The organism is Chryseobacterium endalhagicum, from assembly GCF_016745235.1.
GTDB lineage: Bacteria > Bacteroidota > Bacteroidia > Flavobacteriales > Weeksellaceae > Chryseobacterium > Chryseobacterium endalhagicum.
This window is the reverse complement of record NZ_JAELVM010000002.1, coordinates 1037975-1055043: the sequence shown is the minus strand read 5'-3', so window position 1 is coordinate 1055043 and position 17069 is coordinate 1037975. Positions and strand designations below refer to the sequence as shown.

The window sequence follows — 17069 nt, the reverse complement described above, 5'->3', positions numbered from 1 at the left end:
ATGGCTGAAAAGAACTTCAGTGAGTTATCTGTCCAAAATAAATTGGTAGAACGTAGCACCTTCTCTGCTTGCACAAAGGGTTGCTAAGGTTTCATAGGGTCTAATCCCTCAACCTTTCTTGATAACATTTTCAATATTTGAATGAACGCACGGCAAAGATAAGGGTTTTCTTTTAATTTTTACAATAAAAAATATTTAATCTTTAAAAAGCCCGTAATTACAAGTGTTTCAGAGGTGTGTTAAGAATTATTCAGATAGAAGGAATTGGAATTATTTTTCAAAAAAACTACCTTCGTACTGAAAAAATGATGAGATATGACTGCTGAAAAAGAAAGATTACAAGATACAAAATGGAAAAACTGGGGGCCATACGTCAGCAACCGTCAGTGGGGAAATGTCCGTGAAGACTACAGCCCAAACGGAAATGCCTGGCACTACGCCAACCACAATAATGCGGAAAGCTACGCTTACCGTTGGGGAGAGGAAGGCATCGCAGGAATCTCTGATGTGAAACAGATTTTCTGTTTCGCTTTTTCATTTTGGAACAGACAAGATAAAATCATAAAAGAACGTTTCTTTGGACTGAGCAATCCCCAGGGAAATCATGGAGAGGATATTAAAGAGATTTTTTATTACCTGGATAATACACCTACGCACAGCTATATGAAAATGGTGTATAAATATCCGATCAACTCATTTCCGTACGATGATCTTGTGGCGGAAAACGGGAGACGAAGCAAGAAGGAACCGGAATATGAAATCTTTGATACCGGAATTTTTGACAATGATGAGTACTTCGATATTTTCATTGAATACTGTAAAGCCGATCATAATGATATTTTAGCGCGAATAACAGTTCATAACAGAAGCCAGCAGAATGCCCCGATTGTGATTGCTCCCACCGCATGGTTCAGAAACAACTGGAAATGGGGCTATAATACGTATAAAGCCCAGATGAATGCTTCTTTCGATGGATGCATTGATATTAACCACGACAGCATCTCGATCAAAAAGCTTTATTCGAGAAATCTGGGGGCTAAAACTGCTTTCTGCGATAATGAAACGAACAGTCCTAAATTATACGGTGCTCCTTATCCGGGAAACACTTATTTTAAAGATGGTATCAATGATCACATTATTTACGGAAGCAATACGGTAAATCCTGAAAAAAGAGGAACCAAAGCTTCTTTTATTATTGATGAGATCATTGGAGCGGGACAGTCCAAGACTTTTGATTTCAGGCTTTGTCCGGAGGAAATTGATGAGCCTTTTGAAAGGTTTGATGAAATCTTCAATGCCAGAACTTCCGAAGCGGACGAATTCTATCACGAAATCCAGAGTGAAACCACCAATGAAGATGAAAGGAATGTGCAGAGACAGGCTTTTGCAGGACTTTTATGGAATAAACAATTCTATCATTATAACGTAGGAAAATGGCTGAAAGGTGATCCGAACCATGAAGCTCCGAGAAATTTCAATGATTATGTAAGAAATACGGAATGGAACCACCTTCACAATAAGGATATTATTTCCATGCCCGATAAATGGGAATATCCGTGGTATGCTACATGGGATCTTGCGTTTCACTGTGTACCCTTCTCGATTATTGACGGTGAATTTGCTAAAGGACAGCTTCTTCTGCTGACGAAGGAATGGTATATGCATCCCAACGGACAGCTTCCAGCCTATGAATGGAACCTGAGCGATGTAAATCCACCTGTACACGCATGGTCCTGCTTCCGCGTTTTTAAAATTGATGAAAAGCAGAACGGCAAACCTGACCTGTTATTCCTGGAAAAGGTATTTCAGAAGCTTCTCCTGAATTTTACCTGGTGGGTGAACCGTAAGGATAAAAGCGGGAACAATATTTTTGGCGGCGGTTTCCTGGGGCTCGATAATATCGGTGCTTTTGACCGGAATATGGAACTTAAAGACGGACAGCATCTTGAACAGGCAGACGGAACCAGCTGGATGGCGATGTATGCCCTTAATATGATGCGGATCGCTATGGAACTGGCCCAGTATTACCAGGTGTACGAAGATATGGCCATCAAGTTTTTTGAGCATTATCTGTATATCGCGGAAGCTATGGAAAATCTTGGAGATGGTAAAGACGGATTATGGAATGAGGAGGACGGCTTTTTCTACGATGTGCTTCAGCTGGGCAACGGAGACAGTGTTTCTTTAAAATTAAGAAGTATTGTCGGATTGATCCCGATGTTTGCCGTAGAGATTATCGATCACAAATTATTAGATAAAATGCCGAATTTCCAGGCAAGAATGGAATGGGTTTTAAAAAATAAGCCTGAGCTGACGAAGCTGGTTTCTCACTGGGATGAGGAAGGACAGGGCAGAAAACACCTGATGAGCATTCTGCGTAAAAACAGACTGACAAAGGTACTGACCAGAATGCTGGATGAGAAGGAATTTTTAAGCTCATACGGAATCCGTGCGATGTCAAAAGTTTATGAGGAAAATCCTTTTGTTTTCTCTGTTCACGGTACGGAAAACGTGGTGTATTATACACCTGCAGAAAGTGACAGCCGTATGTTTGGAGGAAACAGCAACTGGCGCGGTCCGATCTGGTTCCCGATCAACTTCCTGATCGTTGAAAGTTTACAGCGCTTCCATTTCTACTATGGCAACAGCTTAAAAGTGGAATTCCCAACCGGAAGCGGCGAGAAGAAAAACCTGGATGAAGTAGCCCAGAATATCAGCCGCAGATTATGTTCTTTATTTTTAAAGGATGAACATGGGCAAAGACCTTTCAACGGGGGAAATCCAAAGTTTAATTATGATGAACATTTTAAGGATTATATTACTTTCTTTGAATATTTCCATGGCGACAATGGCCGCGGCGTGGGAGCTTCCCATCAGACCGGATGGACGGCAACAGTTGCCAAGCTGATGAAACCTAGATTAACTGTATAAACATAAAACCTCTTTTACCAGAGGTTTTTTTATTTAAAAATGAAATTTTAATAAAAAATATTATGTAAAATCGTTGTATTTGTTTTTTTATCTACCTTAGTCCCAAGAAACACACACAAAATGAAAATAAATTTCCTATCTGTTTTCCTGGTACTTTTATCAGGAATTGAGAAGAAGACCACCAAAGCATATGGTCTGTATCTCAAACTTCAACCGTTTTTCACTTCTGAAAAACCCTGTTTAAAAGCTAATACTACTTCCTGCATTTTATAATTACTTCTGAACTGTTGATCAGAACAGATTTTCACATGCGGTGAAGAACCCAATTTAAAACACACACTTTTCCATGAAAACAAAATTATTTTGTTTGCTTTCTTTCCTGTTGCTCAGCCTGGGAATAAAAGCACAGACAATCAGCATTCCTGATGCTTATTTCAGGGCCAGACTTTTGTCGTCATCACCTTCCAACACTGTTGCCAAAGATCTGTCTGGAAACTACTTTTCGATTGATGCCAATGGTAACGGCCAAATAGAGCAAAGCGAGGCCAGCCAGGTAAGCGCATTAGAAATTATTTATCCCGAGTCCAATCTTAATGATACTGACCCTATCCAAAACTATCAGGGAATTTTATCTTTTGTGAATGCAAAAAGCATCAAAATTGATTACTGGAATACGCCGGCTTCGGGACTTGGTATTTCCAATTTAAATGTCCTGGAGAATCTGGATATTTCATTTAACAATTCTGATCCGGGCAATGCTTCGGTCAGCAACTGTTCCAATCTTAAAAATTTTAAAATCAGGGGAATTCCTATTCAGGTATTCTCCGGTGTCCCTTCTTTGAAAAATGTTGATATCATGCTTTCATACGGCACTCCGGTTCAGGATATACTTACCACTATTGCGGCTTCCGGTTATCTTGAAAAGCTGAGTTTAAGTGGAGATTTTTTATTTAATAATTCAAATAATCCTGTTCTCAATTTAAGTTATCATCAATCATTAAAGGAAGTAAATATCACAGATGTAAGTTTAGCAGAACTGAATTTAAGTCATTGTAATTTCTTAGATACCCTTCATTTGGTCAATAATGGCAGTTCTACAGCCAATCCCTCATCTTTGGGGCTTCTGGATATCAGCTACTGTCCTCTGTTTATCAATTTGAATTTTAACGGAAATATAAAAATATCCAGTCTTTCAGCTAACAACTGTCTTAATTTACAGACCATAGAATGCAGCTCCGATTTAGGGGCTCTCAGCGTTAATAACTGCCCTGTTCTGAATCAAATTAAATTAAATAATCTGACCGGAAGCACTTTAACGGTCCCATTTCAAACGGCCAATTGTCCTGCACTGAAAAACATTAATATTCTTGGTTACGGATACAGCTCTTTTGATGCCACAGATGCGGTAAACCTGGAACATCTTTATCTTGGAAGTCCGGGCTATTATCCTGCTTATTATACCAATTTCTTCGGTCCGCTTGAATCGCTGAATATTTCCGGTAATTCACAGCTCAAAGCACTTGGTTTGGGAAACCACATGATGACGCAGCTTAGCATTAACGGCTTACCTAAGCTTGAATCGGTAAGCGCCAGCCTTCAATATCAGGATTTTCAGAATTATTCTCCGCAACCTGATTTTACATCTCAGTTCTTGCAGTCTGTCAATATCCAGAACTGTCCTTTGCTTACGGGAGTTTCATTTGAAGGACAGCAAGGTTTAAAAAATGTAACCATTAAAAACTGCCCAAGCCTTCAGCAATTCCAGCATGGTCCTTTTATGGGCAGCAGTGTTCCTGTTAACTGGAATTTAGCCAATTTAAATATTGAAGACTGTAATGCACTACAGTCGGTAGATGTAAGTTATAATAAACTGACTGAACTGAAGTTAAAAAATGCATCAAACCTTGAAACCGTAAAAGCTGTACGGAATGATCTGACATCATTTGACTTTACCAATACGGTTAATTTAAAGACCTTAAAGATTACAGGAAATCAGTTTACGAGTTTAAATACAGCCAGTATCCCAAGTGTTATTTCTCTTGATGCCGCCTATAATAAACTGAACAGCATCACAGGAACATCTGCAAATCTTAAAAATTTAAGTGTTTTAAGCAATAACCTGACTGACCTTAACATCCATAATTTCCCCAATCTGGATTCTCTGATCATGGGTAGAAATAAAATAACGGACGTGGATTTCAGCGGGCATTTGAAAATAAGAAATATTTCGGAAGTATATGCTGATATGGCCTATTTCGGTATCGGATTACCTTTTGCAAACGATGGTATATTTACAAAAACATTCAATGTAAATAACTGTACAAATCTGGAAATGGTTCTCCTTGAATCCCAATCAATAGAAAAGATTTTTGCAAAAAACGGGAAGAATGAATATTTTTCTTTCCCATACAATTCTGCTCTACAATACATCTGCTGTGACACTTCACAGATAACAGCTATAGAAGACAGCCTTGCTATGGAAGGAATCGTCTGCAATGTAAATGATTACTGCAATTTTGTGCCGGGAGGAAACTATAATACAATCACCGGAACTGTAAAATTTGATGATAACAATAATGGCTGCGATGCCGGCGATGCTGTTTTTGAACACATGAAAATAAAAGTCAGCAACGGAACCACTACAGAGGAAACTTTTGTGAAAACTGACGGCAGCTATAATTTATATACGCAGACAGGAAATATAACCGTGACAGCAGAACCTGAAAACCCTGCCCTTTACACGGTGACGCCATCTGCTTTCAACGTTAATTTTGTGAATAACAATACTGTTTCCATGCAGGACATATGTGTCACCAGAAACGGGAATATAAAGGATCTGGAAGTGGTTTTTGCTCCGGTTACTGATGCCAGACCCGGTTTTGATGCTGTTTATAAAGTAATCTGGAGAAATAAAGGCAATACGTCTCTTTCAGGAAGCACAACCGTTACATTTAACAATTCAAAAATGAATTTCATGTCTTCGTCACTGCCTTCTTCGGTTTCGGGGAATCAGGTGACGTTCAATTTCACCAACTTAAAGCCTTATTCCAATACGGCTTCTGAAATTACATTCAATATCAACCCTCCTATGCATGCGACAAACCCTGTCAATATTGGTGACCAGCTTAATTTTACTGCTTCTGTAACTCCGGTATCGGGAGATGCCAATCCGGCGGATAACAGCTTTAATTATAATCAGACCGTAACGGGATCATTCGACCCTAATGATATCACCTGTATGGAAGGCAGCCAGATTCCTGTTTCCATGACCGGTAAAGATCTTCATTATATCATCAATTTTGAAAATACCGGAAATGCACCAGCTACCCATATTGTTGTGGAAATGGATATTGATCCGAATGATTTTAATGTTCCTTCATTACAGCTGCAGCATACTTCGCACGGGACGTATACAAAGATCATAGACAATAAGGCGGAGTTTATGATGAAAAACATCAATCTTGCGGCTTCTGCCCACGGTAATATTATCCTTAAGATCAAAACTAAGAATAGTCTTGCATCAGGTGACAGCGTAAGCGCAAAAGCTCATATTTATTTTGATTATAATTTCCCTGTTGCCACCAATGAAGCCGTGACCGTGATTGGCGGAACCGTACTTCAGACCCTGGAATCTGACGGAAAATCCGGCGTACATGTTTATCCAAATCCTACCAAAGGAGATGTCAACATAGAATCTGATTCAAAGATAAAATCTGTGGAAATATATGACATTCAGGGAAGAATCATTCAAAAACAGATTGGAATCAATACTGAAAAAACAAAAATATCTCTTCATACGGCAGCTTCAGGAGTCTACTATTTTAAAGTATTTACTGAAAAAGCCAGTTTTATGAAAAAAGTGATCAAGAACTAATCTTTTTTTCATCTTTTTCTTGAGGCAGCTCACGGCGAAGCCGTGAGCTGCTCTTTTACCGTTTCTTAATGGTAAACAAAAGCCGGATATCTCTATCCGGCTTTATTATTTTATTAACGTTTTCAGATCTTTTCTCCGTTCACAAGAACTTCATACCCGATCTCTACATTAGGTTCCAGAGTTTTGGATACGGAACAGTATTTTTCAAAAGACAGCTCAGCTGCTTTTAATGCTTTTTTGGGATCAATATTTCCTTCGAGAAGAAATTTAACCTTAATAGATTTAAAGGGTTTTGCATCTTCTACCTGAACCCTTTCGCCTTCAACTTCCGCCTGAAAACCAGTGATTTCCTGACGCTGCTTTTTCAGAATAGACACTACATCAATTCCGCTGCATCCTGCAACAGCCATCAATACGCTTTCCATAGGAGAAACTCCTTTGGCTCCCGGTTGTGAAGTATTGTCAAGAAGAATTGAATTTCCCTGAGAATTGGTACATTCAAATAGGAAGTCGTCGTTGATTCTGTTTAATGTTATTTTCATTTTAAATTTTATTATTTGATTCTCCGGTTCCGATCATGAACGGTAGAGAAATTGGATTAAATCTTCCTGCAAAATTATAAAATTCCTCTCGCTTTTATCTCAAGGTATTTATTGATAACGTCAATATTTAAATTTTCAGGCAGGGTATAAACGGTATAAATCCCATACTTTCTCAGTTCCTGGATGATGAGTTTCTTTTCAAATTCAAATTTTTCAGCAACGATCTCGTCATAAATTTCCTGCATATTTTCAGGATTCTTCTGAATCAGGGTCTGCAGTTCTGAATTTTTGAAAAATACAACTACCAGCAAATGGTTTTTAGCAATACCTCGAAGGTATTTCAACTGCCGGTTTAATCCGTCCAGTGTTTCAAAATTAGTAAAAAGGAGCACCAGACTTCGCTGGTTTAAAGAGTATTTTACATCCTGATACAGGCGGTTAAAGTCACTTTCAAAAAAGTCTGTTTTAATATTGTACAAAGCTTCTGAGATCTTTTTCAGCTGCCCTGATTTATTCTCAGCCGCTACTTTGTTTTCCGTCTTTTTAGAGAACGTCATCATCCCGGCCCGATCTCCTTTCTTCAGAATAATGTGGGAAAGCGCCATGGCAGCGTTGATCGAGTAATCCAGAAGACTCAGCCCGTTAAAAGGCATTTTCATCGTCCTTCCTTTATCGATCAGAATAAAAATTCTTTGTGATTTTTCATCCTGAAACTGATTAACCATCAAACGGTTTGTCTTGGAAGTTGCCTTCCAGTTGATGGTTCTGATGTCATCGCCGGGAACATATTCTTTGATCTGTTCAAATTCCATGGTATGGCCCAGTTTTCTGATCTTTTTGATTCCACCAAGCATAAATTCGCTCTGCAGCGCCATAAGCTCATATTTTCTAAGATGAACAAAGGACGGGTAAGCAGGCAGTATGGCGTCTTTCTGGAAATTAAATCTTTTGGAAATAAATCCTAATGGTGAAGAGGCATATATATTCAGGTTTCCAAAACTGTACTCTCCCCTTTCTTTAGGTTCAAGGCTGTATTGGAAAAAGGTATTTCTTCCGGATTCAATATCTTTTGTGATCAGGAAATCTCTTTTCTGGAACTGAAACGGAATTTCATCAATAATTTTGGTTCTGATCTTAAAACTGTAATTATTTTTAATATCAATCTTTACAAAATTCTCATCTCCATTGGACAGTTTTTCAGGAAGTATTCTTTGGGCAAGTACGGCATTCTTCGGATTAAAAAGAAACAGATAATCTACCATTGCCGCCAGAAAACATCCCAACAGGATACTGTGCGCCACCCACATCAGAAACGGAAAGAAAAATGCAAGGACATACACGATCCCCACTCCTATGAGCGAAAAGAAAAATCGGGTATTGATGTATAGGTTTTTCATTTTTTAAGGGATTAGGAAGTAGGATTCAGGGCTTAGGGGTATTCTCTAATCCCTAAATCCTAATCCCTGCAATCTATCTAGGAATTTCTATTCCCTCCAATATCTGGCGGATAATTTCATCGGCGGTAAGGCCTTCCATTTCGCGTTCCGGGGAAACGATTACTCTGTGTCTTAATACGGCATAACTTGCTTCTTTAATGTCCTCAGGGGTCACAAAATCACGCCCTCTTAAAGCGGCAAAGGATTTGGATGCGGTGAGCAATGCCAGGGAAGCCCTTGGAGAGGCCCCAAGATATAAGAATTGGTTTTCTCTGGTATTGACAATAATTTTCGCAATGTATTCCATCAATTGTGCTTCTACAATGATTTCTTTGACAAGATGCTGATAACTTTTCAGCTGTTCGGCGGTAATAACCTTGTTTACCCCTTCCGTTTTATCTTCTTTTTTACTTTCGTGCTGGTTTTTAATGATCATCACTTCCTGCTCAAGGTTTGGATATCCTACATTGATTTTGAACAGGAAACGGTCGAGCTGGGCTTCCGGAAGTCTGTAAGTTCCTTCATGTTCTATAGGATTTTGGGTAGCTACCACAAGGAAAGGTTCATCCATAATATAGCGGATTCCGTCCATTGTGATCTGTCTTTCTTCCATCACTTCAAACAAAGCGGCCTGGGTTTTCGCCGGTGATCTGTTGATCTCATCAATCAGGATAAAACTGGAGAATATAGGACCTTTTTTAAATTCAAATTCAGAATTTTTCACATTGAAAACAGATGTCCCCAAAATGTCCGAAGGCATAAGATCGGGCGTAAACTGGATCCTGCTGAAACCTACATCTATTGTTTTCGCCAAAAGCTTTGCCGTAATGGTTTTTGCCACCCCCGGAACGCCTTCAATCAAAACATGTCCGTTCGACAAAAGGGCCGCAATAAGATGTTCGATCATGCTTTCCTGTCCTACGATGACCTTGCCAATTTCGGTTTTCACTTTGTCAAGACTGGCACGTAGCTCGATCATATCAATTCTCGACTGAAACTGATCTTCTTTTTTATTTAGATTGATAGAACTTTGAGGTTCTGCATTTTCATTTTCAAGGTTTTCCATAATTTTATGTCTTTGGTTTTTATGGGTATGTTTTGTATCGGGTTTTGACCGATTTTATTTTTTTGTTGGTTTGTTTTGTGTTTTATTTACATTTTATTTAATCGGATTGCATCCGATCTTTGTTAAATCGTCCCTTTGGGACTCTTTATTTGTATTAATATGACCGTGTATAAAATCCGGCCGTTTATCAATCTCCATTGTTACATTGTTACATTAATAAATTTATCCCATGATCTCATCAAGAAGTTTATTCATTCTGATGAGGTCTTCTTTCATCACATTGGCGTAAGGATCCTGGCCTTTTTTGATGAGGGCAATGGCTTCACTGATCATTTCCATTGGTTTTCCGGTTTTCAGTTGAAGTTTATTGGCAAAATCTGCGTCCAGATGCTGGGTATCAATCAAAAGATCCATTCTGATCTTATTCAGGAAATACTGACCTTTTTTAGCCATCATATCATGAAAATCGCCTTCCTGAAGATAGAGATTTCCAATGCTTTTAACAAAATCCAGCGAGGTATTTCTCAAAGGCTCCAAAACAGGGACAATTCTCTGTTTTCTTTTTGTATTAAAGAAAATAAACAGTACAAGTCCGCCTAAGAATACCCACCACGCATATTTCAGTGCCGGATTAGACAGCACGAATCTCATAAAGAAACGTGACATTTTTGTATTCTTTTTCACAAACCATATTGTTTCCCTATCCTGAAGATACGAAAAAACATCCTGTGCATATTTCTGATTCCCGGGCTTTAAAAGATAATAATTGGTGAGAAAAAGCGGTTCGCAGTGAATGTAGATATTTCCTTTTCCAAATTTTGTTTTAATAAAATTGGCCTGGTCCGAATTATTTTTCTCTACAGTTTTACCCAATACTTCTACTTTGGGTTTGATATAGGAAAATCCTTTACCCGAAGGAAATTTATCCAGTTGAATGAAATCATTCTGATACTGTTTGTCCGTAAGTTTCAATACATTCTGCTCAGCAAAAGAAATATCTGAATCGTAGTAGCCGATACTGTCTGAAACGTCTTTAGGAACTTTATTGGACAGAATTAAGGCATCAGAACCATCGGATACCTGATCGAGGATTTTTTTCCAGGATTCTTTATCCAGTTCATTCTGAATGACTACAATATTGTGCGCTTCTTTTTTGCGCTGGCTATAGTAATCATAAGGAGCTTCTTCTGTTTTTTTCAGGTTGTTTTTAAATAAATCCTTTGCCTCATTATTAAAGACGAACAGGCCGAAAGGAGACTTTTCATTAACATCGAAATTCTTGCGCCAGCTAACCGTTTCTTTTTTATTGACTTCAAGCAACGCCAGAATAAGCATCACAACGATGAATATTACAGCATATATTTTGAAAGTCTTTTTCATGGTTAAATGGAATTAAGGTTTAAATGCCTGGTATTGGTTTTTAAATTTCAGGTAAGCCTGCTCATCGATCTTGAATTCTCCATACCAAACATAATCGAAGATATAGGAAAGCCCGGCAAATTCATCTTTTAAATGACTGTCTTTAAGCTCACCCGCATAATCTTTATTCGTTTTTTCAGGATTCCAGTTGATTTGTTTTTTGTCACTCAGTTTTTTCAGGACAAAAAGGAACTGATACCGGACTGCCGAGCGGTAATCTCCTTCCCGTTCAAATTTTGCAATGCTTTCCGGAAAATTGATTTCATGGATATTCTCATGAAGCTCTTCAGCATTGATATCCACTTTTTTATTTTTCCGTCCAAAGAAGAGATTTCCATCTTTACCCATTAAATATTTAATGATAAAATAAAGGAGAAACCCTACGAGAATAATGGCAAAAAGACGAATCAGAGCCATAGTGATTTTCGCAGAATTTGTAAACACTGTTTCCCCAAAAATACTCTGCAGGATCTTATCAATCCTCCGCATCAGTTTTTGGAAAAAAGATTCTCTGGGCCTGGAAACCGAGTAATCAAAATCATTTCCTTTATATCTGGACTTAATATTTTCTTTGAACTTTTTGGGATACACTGTATTTTCAGAAACCGGATATTGAAGCAGTACAGAATCTGCCCGGAGCATATTTCTGTAGTGTCCCGTCCCCAAAGAATCCACCATATATTCTTCCACAGTGGCAGCCTCACTGTCATCCTGCGCATGCACAGGACCAATGGAGAAAATAACCAGCAGAAAAAAAAGGAATTTATTCATTGATACCGATGGTTTCTATTTCTTCAAGCTCAATTTTCTGGTGAAGATCTGTTCTGCTGTCGTAGTACATTAAACCTGCATTGATATACATCAGATTGGAAAGTAACAATGACGCAAGCATTGAAATTCCGTAGAATATAAAGAAAATAATACCTGCTGTTCCTGCGAAAGGATTTTCCTCAAAGTTTCCATCAGGCGTTGAGGTAAGCAGTGATCCATACATAAACATCATCGGAACAAAGGTAAATACAGAAGTAATCATGTACATAATGATAAACATGATGATGGATGCCCCCCAATATTTCCAGTACGGAGACTTTTCATTTCCGTTCGGATAAGAGAACTGGGATCTCATGGAATAACTTAAACTTTCTATAAATCCTCTCTTTGTATTAAAATAATCATACATCAGAAACGCTGAAACATTAAATACTGTGGGATAAACCAGTAGGATAAGAAAAAATCCAATGATAATCAGCAGTAACAGATAAGAAAACCCCAGAAGGATCATGGTTACCGGAAGTACGATAACCAGCATTCCGATGCACAATTTCAAAATTCTTCCCGCATTGTCCTTAAAATCACCCAGAATCTCATCTGTTTTTATTTTCTGAGCTCCGGCAGCTATTCTTTTCATGTAGAAAACAGGATAGAGATAGTTGACAATCGCCAGAAGAGCGAAGAGAATAAAAACGATCAAACCGGCCACAATAAGCATTCCTGCATTTTCTGAAAAGTATCTTTCAAAATAATAAGTTTCCCCGCTGACGTTGGAACCTACAAGCTGTCCGAAAATTTCCCGGAACCCAAAAATCACCACGACTGTTGCTAAAATCAGCAGCAGCCCGTTGATCAGGATATAGTTTTTGAAATAATTTTTTCCGTATAATTTGAAAAAATTAAAGCTGTCACTGATGAAAGCTCCGAATTCTCTTTTTTTATAAAACTGCATCATGGGTGTTGTTATTAGTTCTTTTATAAACCACTGAAGGATAAATAAAATAATAATATCCTATAATGGTCAATGACGTAATGATAATCGATAAATTAACCACAAGTGGCATTGTCAGGGCATGTCTGGTAACATATCCTTCGATAATTCCCGCACAAATGGTAAAAGGAATGGTGCTCAGAAAAATTTTAAAGGAGTCTTTGAAACCTGTTTTAAAGGAATTAAACCTTGAAAAAGTTTTTGGAAACAGAATACTTGCTCCCAAAATAAGTCCGCACATAGCTTCCACAACCATCGCAAAGATCTCAAAAACACCGTGAAGCCAGATTCCTCTTGCACTGTCTTTCAAGGCGCCATAATCATAGAAAAAGTACTGGAAAGATCCAAGCATCACACTGTTGGAAAGAAGCGCGTACAAAGTTCCTACTCCTCCTGCAATTCCGTAAATATACAATTTCGCACCTACTCCGATATTATTAAAAATGATCCCTATGGTACTTCCCCAGGTGGAACCGCTCTGGTAAACCCCTACAGCATTACCTTTTTTAATATTTTCAATGGTTTCGTTCACATAGCTTTCTCCAAGAATGATATTCGCAAAACCTTTATCATAAATTCCGGACAGTACGCCTATTGAAGTAAAAAGGATAAAGAATAAAAAGGCATACATGAGATACCTCCTGTATTCGTAGACCAGCAGGGGAACTTCTGTCCTGAAAAAGTAAAGCAGCCTGTTTTCCTCTACTCTTTTCGTCTTGTAAATCTTTTGAAATATCTGCGAAGAGAGATGATTCAGGTATACTGTGGTATTACTTTTCGGGTAATAGGTCTGTGCAAATGAAAGATCATTGATCAGGTTGATATACAGCGAAGACAGGTCATCCGGATTTTTTTTTATTTTCCCTTGAATAACCTGTTCAATTCCCAACCATTTTTCTTTATTTTGTTTAATGAAATAAACTTCTCTCATAATTGTAAGGCTAAAATAATAAAAAATATGTCTCAAATTGCGATAAATACCTCCCAAAATGTAAATATTAACTTTAATATTGCGAGTGTTGGAGAAAGAATGCTTGCCTTCATTATTGATCTGCTGATCAAGGTGGCTTACGTGGTCATTGTATTCTATCTTTTCTTCAATGTTTTTGATCTCGGGTATTTATTGGCAGGGCTTGACCAATGGTCTGTCATGGCTGTTTATATTGTCCTTACATTTCCCGTTTACATTTATCCCGTAGTCCTGGAAAGCCTTATGGAAGGACAGACTCCCGGAAAAAAACTGATGAAAATCCGGGTGGTAAAAATTGACGGCTATCAGGCCAGCTTCGGAGATTATATGATCCGATGGGTCTTCAGACTGATTGATACTTCCGCAGCAGGAGTCATCGGGTTGATTTCTATGATCGTTTCTAAAAACAATCAGCGTTTAGGCGACATCGCTTCCGGCACCGCAGTTATTTCTTTAAAAAACAACATCAATATTTCCCATACCATTCTTGAAAACATCAAGGAAGATTATGTTCCATCATTTCCTCAGGTGATTGCCTTAAGCGATAATGATATGAGAATCATCAAAGACAATTACACCAAAGCGCTTAAAGTAGACGACCGCCAGATCATCAGCAAGCTTTCCGATAAGATCAAAAGTATTTTAAAACTGGAAATAGATCCGAAAACAATGACGGAAAGACAGTTTATCAATGTGGTGATCAAGGATTATAATTATTATACGGGGAAGGAATAGTGAGGAGTTAAGAGTTAAGAGTGAAAAATGAAGAGTGAAGAATGTCAATCTTGCTGCGCAAGTGAATAGTCAATGGTCAATTGATTAAGTACGGGAAAATCTTCAGATCCAACAAATTTAAAATTGACTGCGAAGCAAATTCACAATTGACAATTCACTTTTCACTCTTAACTTTTCACTCTTCATTACCAATACTCTCTCTCGGTGCAATTTTTGTATCTTTAAAACAAAGGTTTGAAATTATGAAATTTGAAAATAATAAATCCGGAAACGGCGGTGTTCTTACCCTAAATAATGACATTAAAGAAGTCGGAAGACTTACCTATACAATTTTTCCTGAAGACCATAAACTGATTATTTCTTTCGTCCTGGTACATCCGGAATTTGAAGGACGCGGTATGGGGAAATTTCTGGTAGAAGAAGCTATAAAATTTGCCAGGGAAAATAAATGGAACGTCTATCCGCATTGTTCCTATGCAAGAGCTGTGATGACCAGAATGAGTGATGTAGATGATATTCTTCTAAAGAATTAATACCTCATTCACAAGAATCTGTTCGATATCATCCGGGTAATCTACTCTGAGGTGATGATCTGAAGCCACCCACTCCATGATCTCCTGCAGATTTAATACTTTGGAATTCGGAATTCCCATCAGGTTTAAGGCAGCAGCATTGCATTCCTGTTCATATTGGTTATGAATAGGGATTACAAACAGTTTTTTATCCATGAAGAGTGCTTCGGCAGGGCTTTCAAATCCGGCATTGCATAAAATACCGTCGCAGCTTTCAAAATACTTCAGGTATTGTATCTCGTCAATAGGAAAAACCTCCACGTTTTTTACTTTGACCTGTACTTTGCTGTGTTTTGAAAACACTTTCCACTGAACGGGAATCTGTTTCAGCACTTTGATGATATTCTCATCGGCAAAACTCGGAAGATATACAAGATAGTATCCTTTTTTGTCGGGATTCAGATTTCGGATCTTTTTCCTGATCACAGGTTTTTTGATCTGAGGATGGTAATTTTCAAAATGAAACCCAATCTTTCTTTCGCTGGGAACATAGTATTTCAGGATCAGTTCGCCCAGAAAATCTTTCTTTTCGGGCTTTGGGGTTTCCGCAAAACTCATGGAAGCCTGATGACTGAGTTCAATCATCGGAAGTTTTTTCAGTTTGCCTGCCCAGCCTGTTAAAGGCTCATAATCATTAATGATCAGATCGTATTGCGAAAGTTCAAGTTCCTTAATTGTTCTTACGGCTTCAAGGAATTTATTTTCAGTAAAAGTTTTGCGATAGGATAAACCGCCTGTTTTGTTATAAAGAAGAGAAATGCCCCGGTATTGGAAGTTAATGTCAAAATCAGCCTTTAACTGTGACTGATGACCGCTGATCAGTGTGTCAACCGAAGCATGTTTTTTAAGGAGAGGGATAATTTCCTGGGCTCTGGCAACATGTCCGTTTCCGGTCCCTTGAAATGCATACAGTATTTTCATTTAAGAAAAATTAGTTACTATTTTCAGAAGTTCAGAGCTGTCCATATCCTGGATTTCTTCTGCTTCGTCATCTTTAAGCGTATCTTTGTGCTCATCATAATAGAATATTTTCCATTCTTTATCATGATATTCAAGAGCAGACAGATTTTCTATCCAATCTCCGGAATTCAGGTAGGTACAGGATCCTTTTTTGGTAATGACCTCCCGGATCTGAGGCTGATGAATGTGACCGCAGATGACATAATCATAATGATTGTCTATAGCCAGCTCGGAAGCCGTAAGCTCAAAATCCCCGATGTACTTTACCGCCTTCTTTACATTATTCTTGATCTTTTTGGAGAATGAATATTTCTCTCTGCCCATTTTCTCAAGAAACCAATTGACTAAATTATTGATGGCAATCAACAGATCGTACCCTTTTCCTCCAAGCTTAGCAATCCATTTGGAATGCTGCACGGATGCATCGAAAACATCTCCATGAAATATCCAGGTCTTCTTCTGATCAATATCCAGACAGATTTTGTTGCAGACTTTCAGTTTTCCCAGTTCAAAATCCGTGAACTTACGGAACATCTCATCGTGGTTTCCTGTAATATAATAGACCTGCGTATTTTTGGTAGCCAGTGAAAGGATCTTTTTGATCACTTTCAAATGAGGTTTAGGGAAGTAAGACTTTTTAAACTGCCAGATATCAATAATATCACCGTTTAAAACCAATGTTTTAGGTTGGATAGAATTGAGATACCGCAACAGCTCTTTAGCCTTACATCCATAAGTTCCCAAGTGCACATCCGATATGACAACTAATTCAACGTTTCTTTTCATAGTTTTATACAAAGAA

13 protein-coding genes and 1 riboswitch are annotated in these 17069 nt (G+C 38.2%); of the genes, 4 read left to right on the top strand and 9 right to left on the bottom strand.

Going from position 1 to position 17069, the window contains the following annotated elements:
* Positions 1–21 precede the first annotated feature (21 nt).
* Positions 22–128, bottom strand: a riboswitch (SAM riboswitch).
* A 187-nt stretch (positions 129–315) separates the two neighbouring features.
* Both JET18_RS15070 and JET18_RS15065 read left to right on the top strand, forming a co-directional pair.
* Positions 316–2931: an MGH1-like glycoside hydrolase domain-containing protein gene (locus JET18_RS15070; protein ID WP_202092352.1), complete on the top strand. Its 2616-nt coding sequence runs from the start codon at positions 316–318 to the stop codon at positions 2929–2931.
* A gap of 346 nt (positions 2932–3277) precedes the next feature.
* Positions 3278–6805, top strand: coding sequence for a DUF7619 domain-containing protein (locus tag JET18_RS15065; protein ID WP_202092351.1), 3528 nt, complete (start codon positions 3278–3280; stop codon positions 6803–6805).
* Positions 6806–6927: 122 nt separating this feature from the next.
* Here JET18_RS15065 and JET18_RS15060 read toward each other — a convergent pair whose 3' ends face one another.
* The 7 genes from JET18_RS15060 to JET18_RS15030 all read right to left on the bottom strand — a co-directional run bounded on the left by JET18_RS15060 (position 6928) and on the right by JET18_RS15030 (position 13961).
* Positions 6928–7347 (bottom strand): OsmC family protein, encoded by a 420-nt coding sequence (locus tag JET18_RS15060; RefSeq protein ID WP_202092350.1) that lies wholly within the window; start codon positions 7345–7347, stop codon positions 6928–6930.
* A gap of 74 nt (positions 7348–7421) precedes the next feature.
* Positions 7422–8744 (bottom strand): DUF58 domain-containing protein, encoded by a 1323-nt coding sequence (locus JET18_RS15055; RefSeq protein ID WP_202092349.1) that lies wholly within the window; start codon positions 8742–8744, stop codon positions 7422–7424.
* Positions 8745–8817: 73 nt separating this feature from the next.
* Entirely contained in the window at positions 8818–9849 is a 1032-nt protein-coding gene (locus JET18_RS15050; RefSeq protein WP_202092348.1) for an AAA family ATPase, read from the bottom strand.
* Between the two features lie 222 nt (positions 9850–10071).
* On the bottom strand, positions 10072–11229 hold the full coding sequence (locus JET18_RS15045) for a DUF4350 domain-containing protein (protein ID WP_202092347.1): 1158 nt from the start codon (positions 11227–11229) through the stop codon (positions 10072–10074).
* 12 nt (positions 11230–11241) lie between these two features.
* Positions 11242–12039, bottom strand: a complete 798-nt coding sequence (locus JET18_RS15040) for a DUF4129 domain-containing protein (protein ID WP_202092346.1) — start codon at positions 12037–12039, stop codon at positions 11242–11244.
* Positions 12032–12994: a DUF4013 domain-containing protein gene (locus tag JET18_RS15035; protein ID WP_202092344.1), complete on the bottom strand. Its 963-nt coding sequence runs from the start codon at positions 12992–12994 to the stop codon at positions 12032–12034. The genes JET18_RS15040 and JET18_RS15035 overlap by 8 nt, the downstream gene beginning before the upstream one ends.
* Positions 12978–13961, bottom strand: coding sequence for a stage II sporulation protein M (locus tag JET18_RS15030; RefSeq protein ID WP_202092342.1), 984 nt, complete (start codon positions 13959–13961; stop codon positions 12978–12980). Before JET18_RS15030 ends, JET18_RS15035 begins: the two co-directional genes overlap by 17 nt.
* A 27-nt stretch (positions 13962–13988) precedes the next feature.
* On the opposite strand from JET18_RS15030, the gene JET18_RS15025 reads away from it, so the two are divergent.
* Both JET18_RS15025 and JET18_RS15020 read left to right on the top strand, forming a co-directional pair.
* Positions 13989–14735 (top strand): RDD family protein, encoded by a 747-nt coding sequence (locus JET18_RS15025; protein ID WP_202092340.1) that lies wholly within the window; start codon positions 13989–13991, stop codon positions 14733–14735.
* 242 nt (positions 14736–14977) lie between these two features.
* Positions 14978–15268, top strand: a complete 291-nt coding sequence (locus JET18_RS15020) for a GNAT family N-acetyltransferase (protein WP_202092338.1) — start codon at positions 14978–14980, stop codon at positions 15266–15268.
* Here the strand turns inward: JET18_RS15020 and JET18_RS15015 are convergent.
* A complete protein-coding gene (locus JET18_RS15015) occupies positions 15257–16228 on the bottom strand; it encodes a glycosyltransferase family protein (protein ID WP_202092336.1) in 972 nt (323 codons plus the stop codon). The genes JET18_RS15020 and JET18_RS15015 overlap by 12 nt on opposite strands.
* Complete coding sequence (locus JET18_RS15010) at positions 16229–17053, bottom strand: UDP-2,3-diacylglucosamine diphosphatase (protein WP_202092334.1); 825 nt, start codon at positions 17051–17053, stop codon at positions 16229–16231.
* Between the last annotated feature and the right edge of the window lie 16 nt (positions 17054–17069).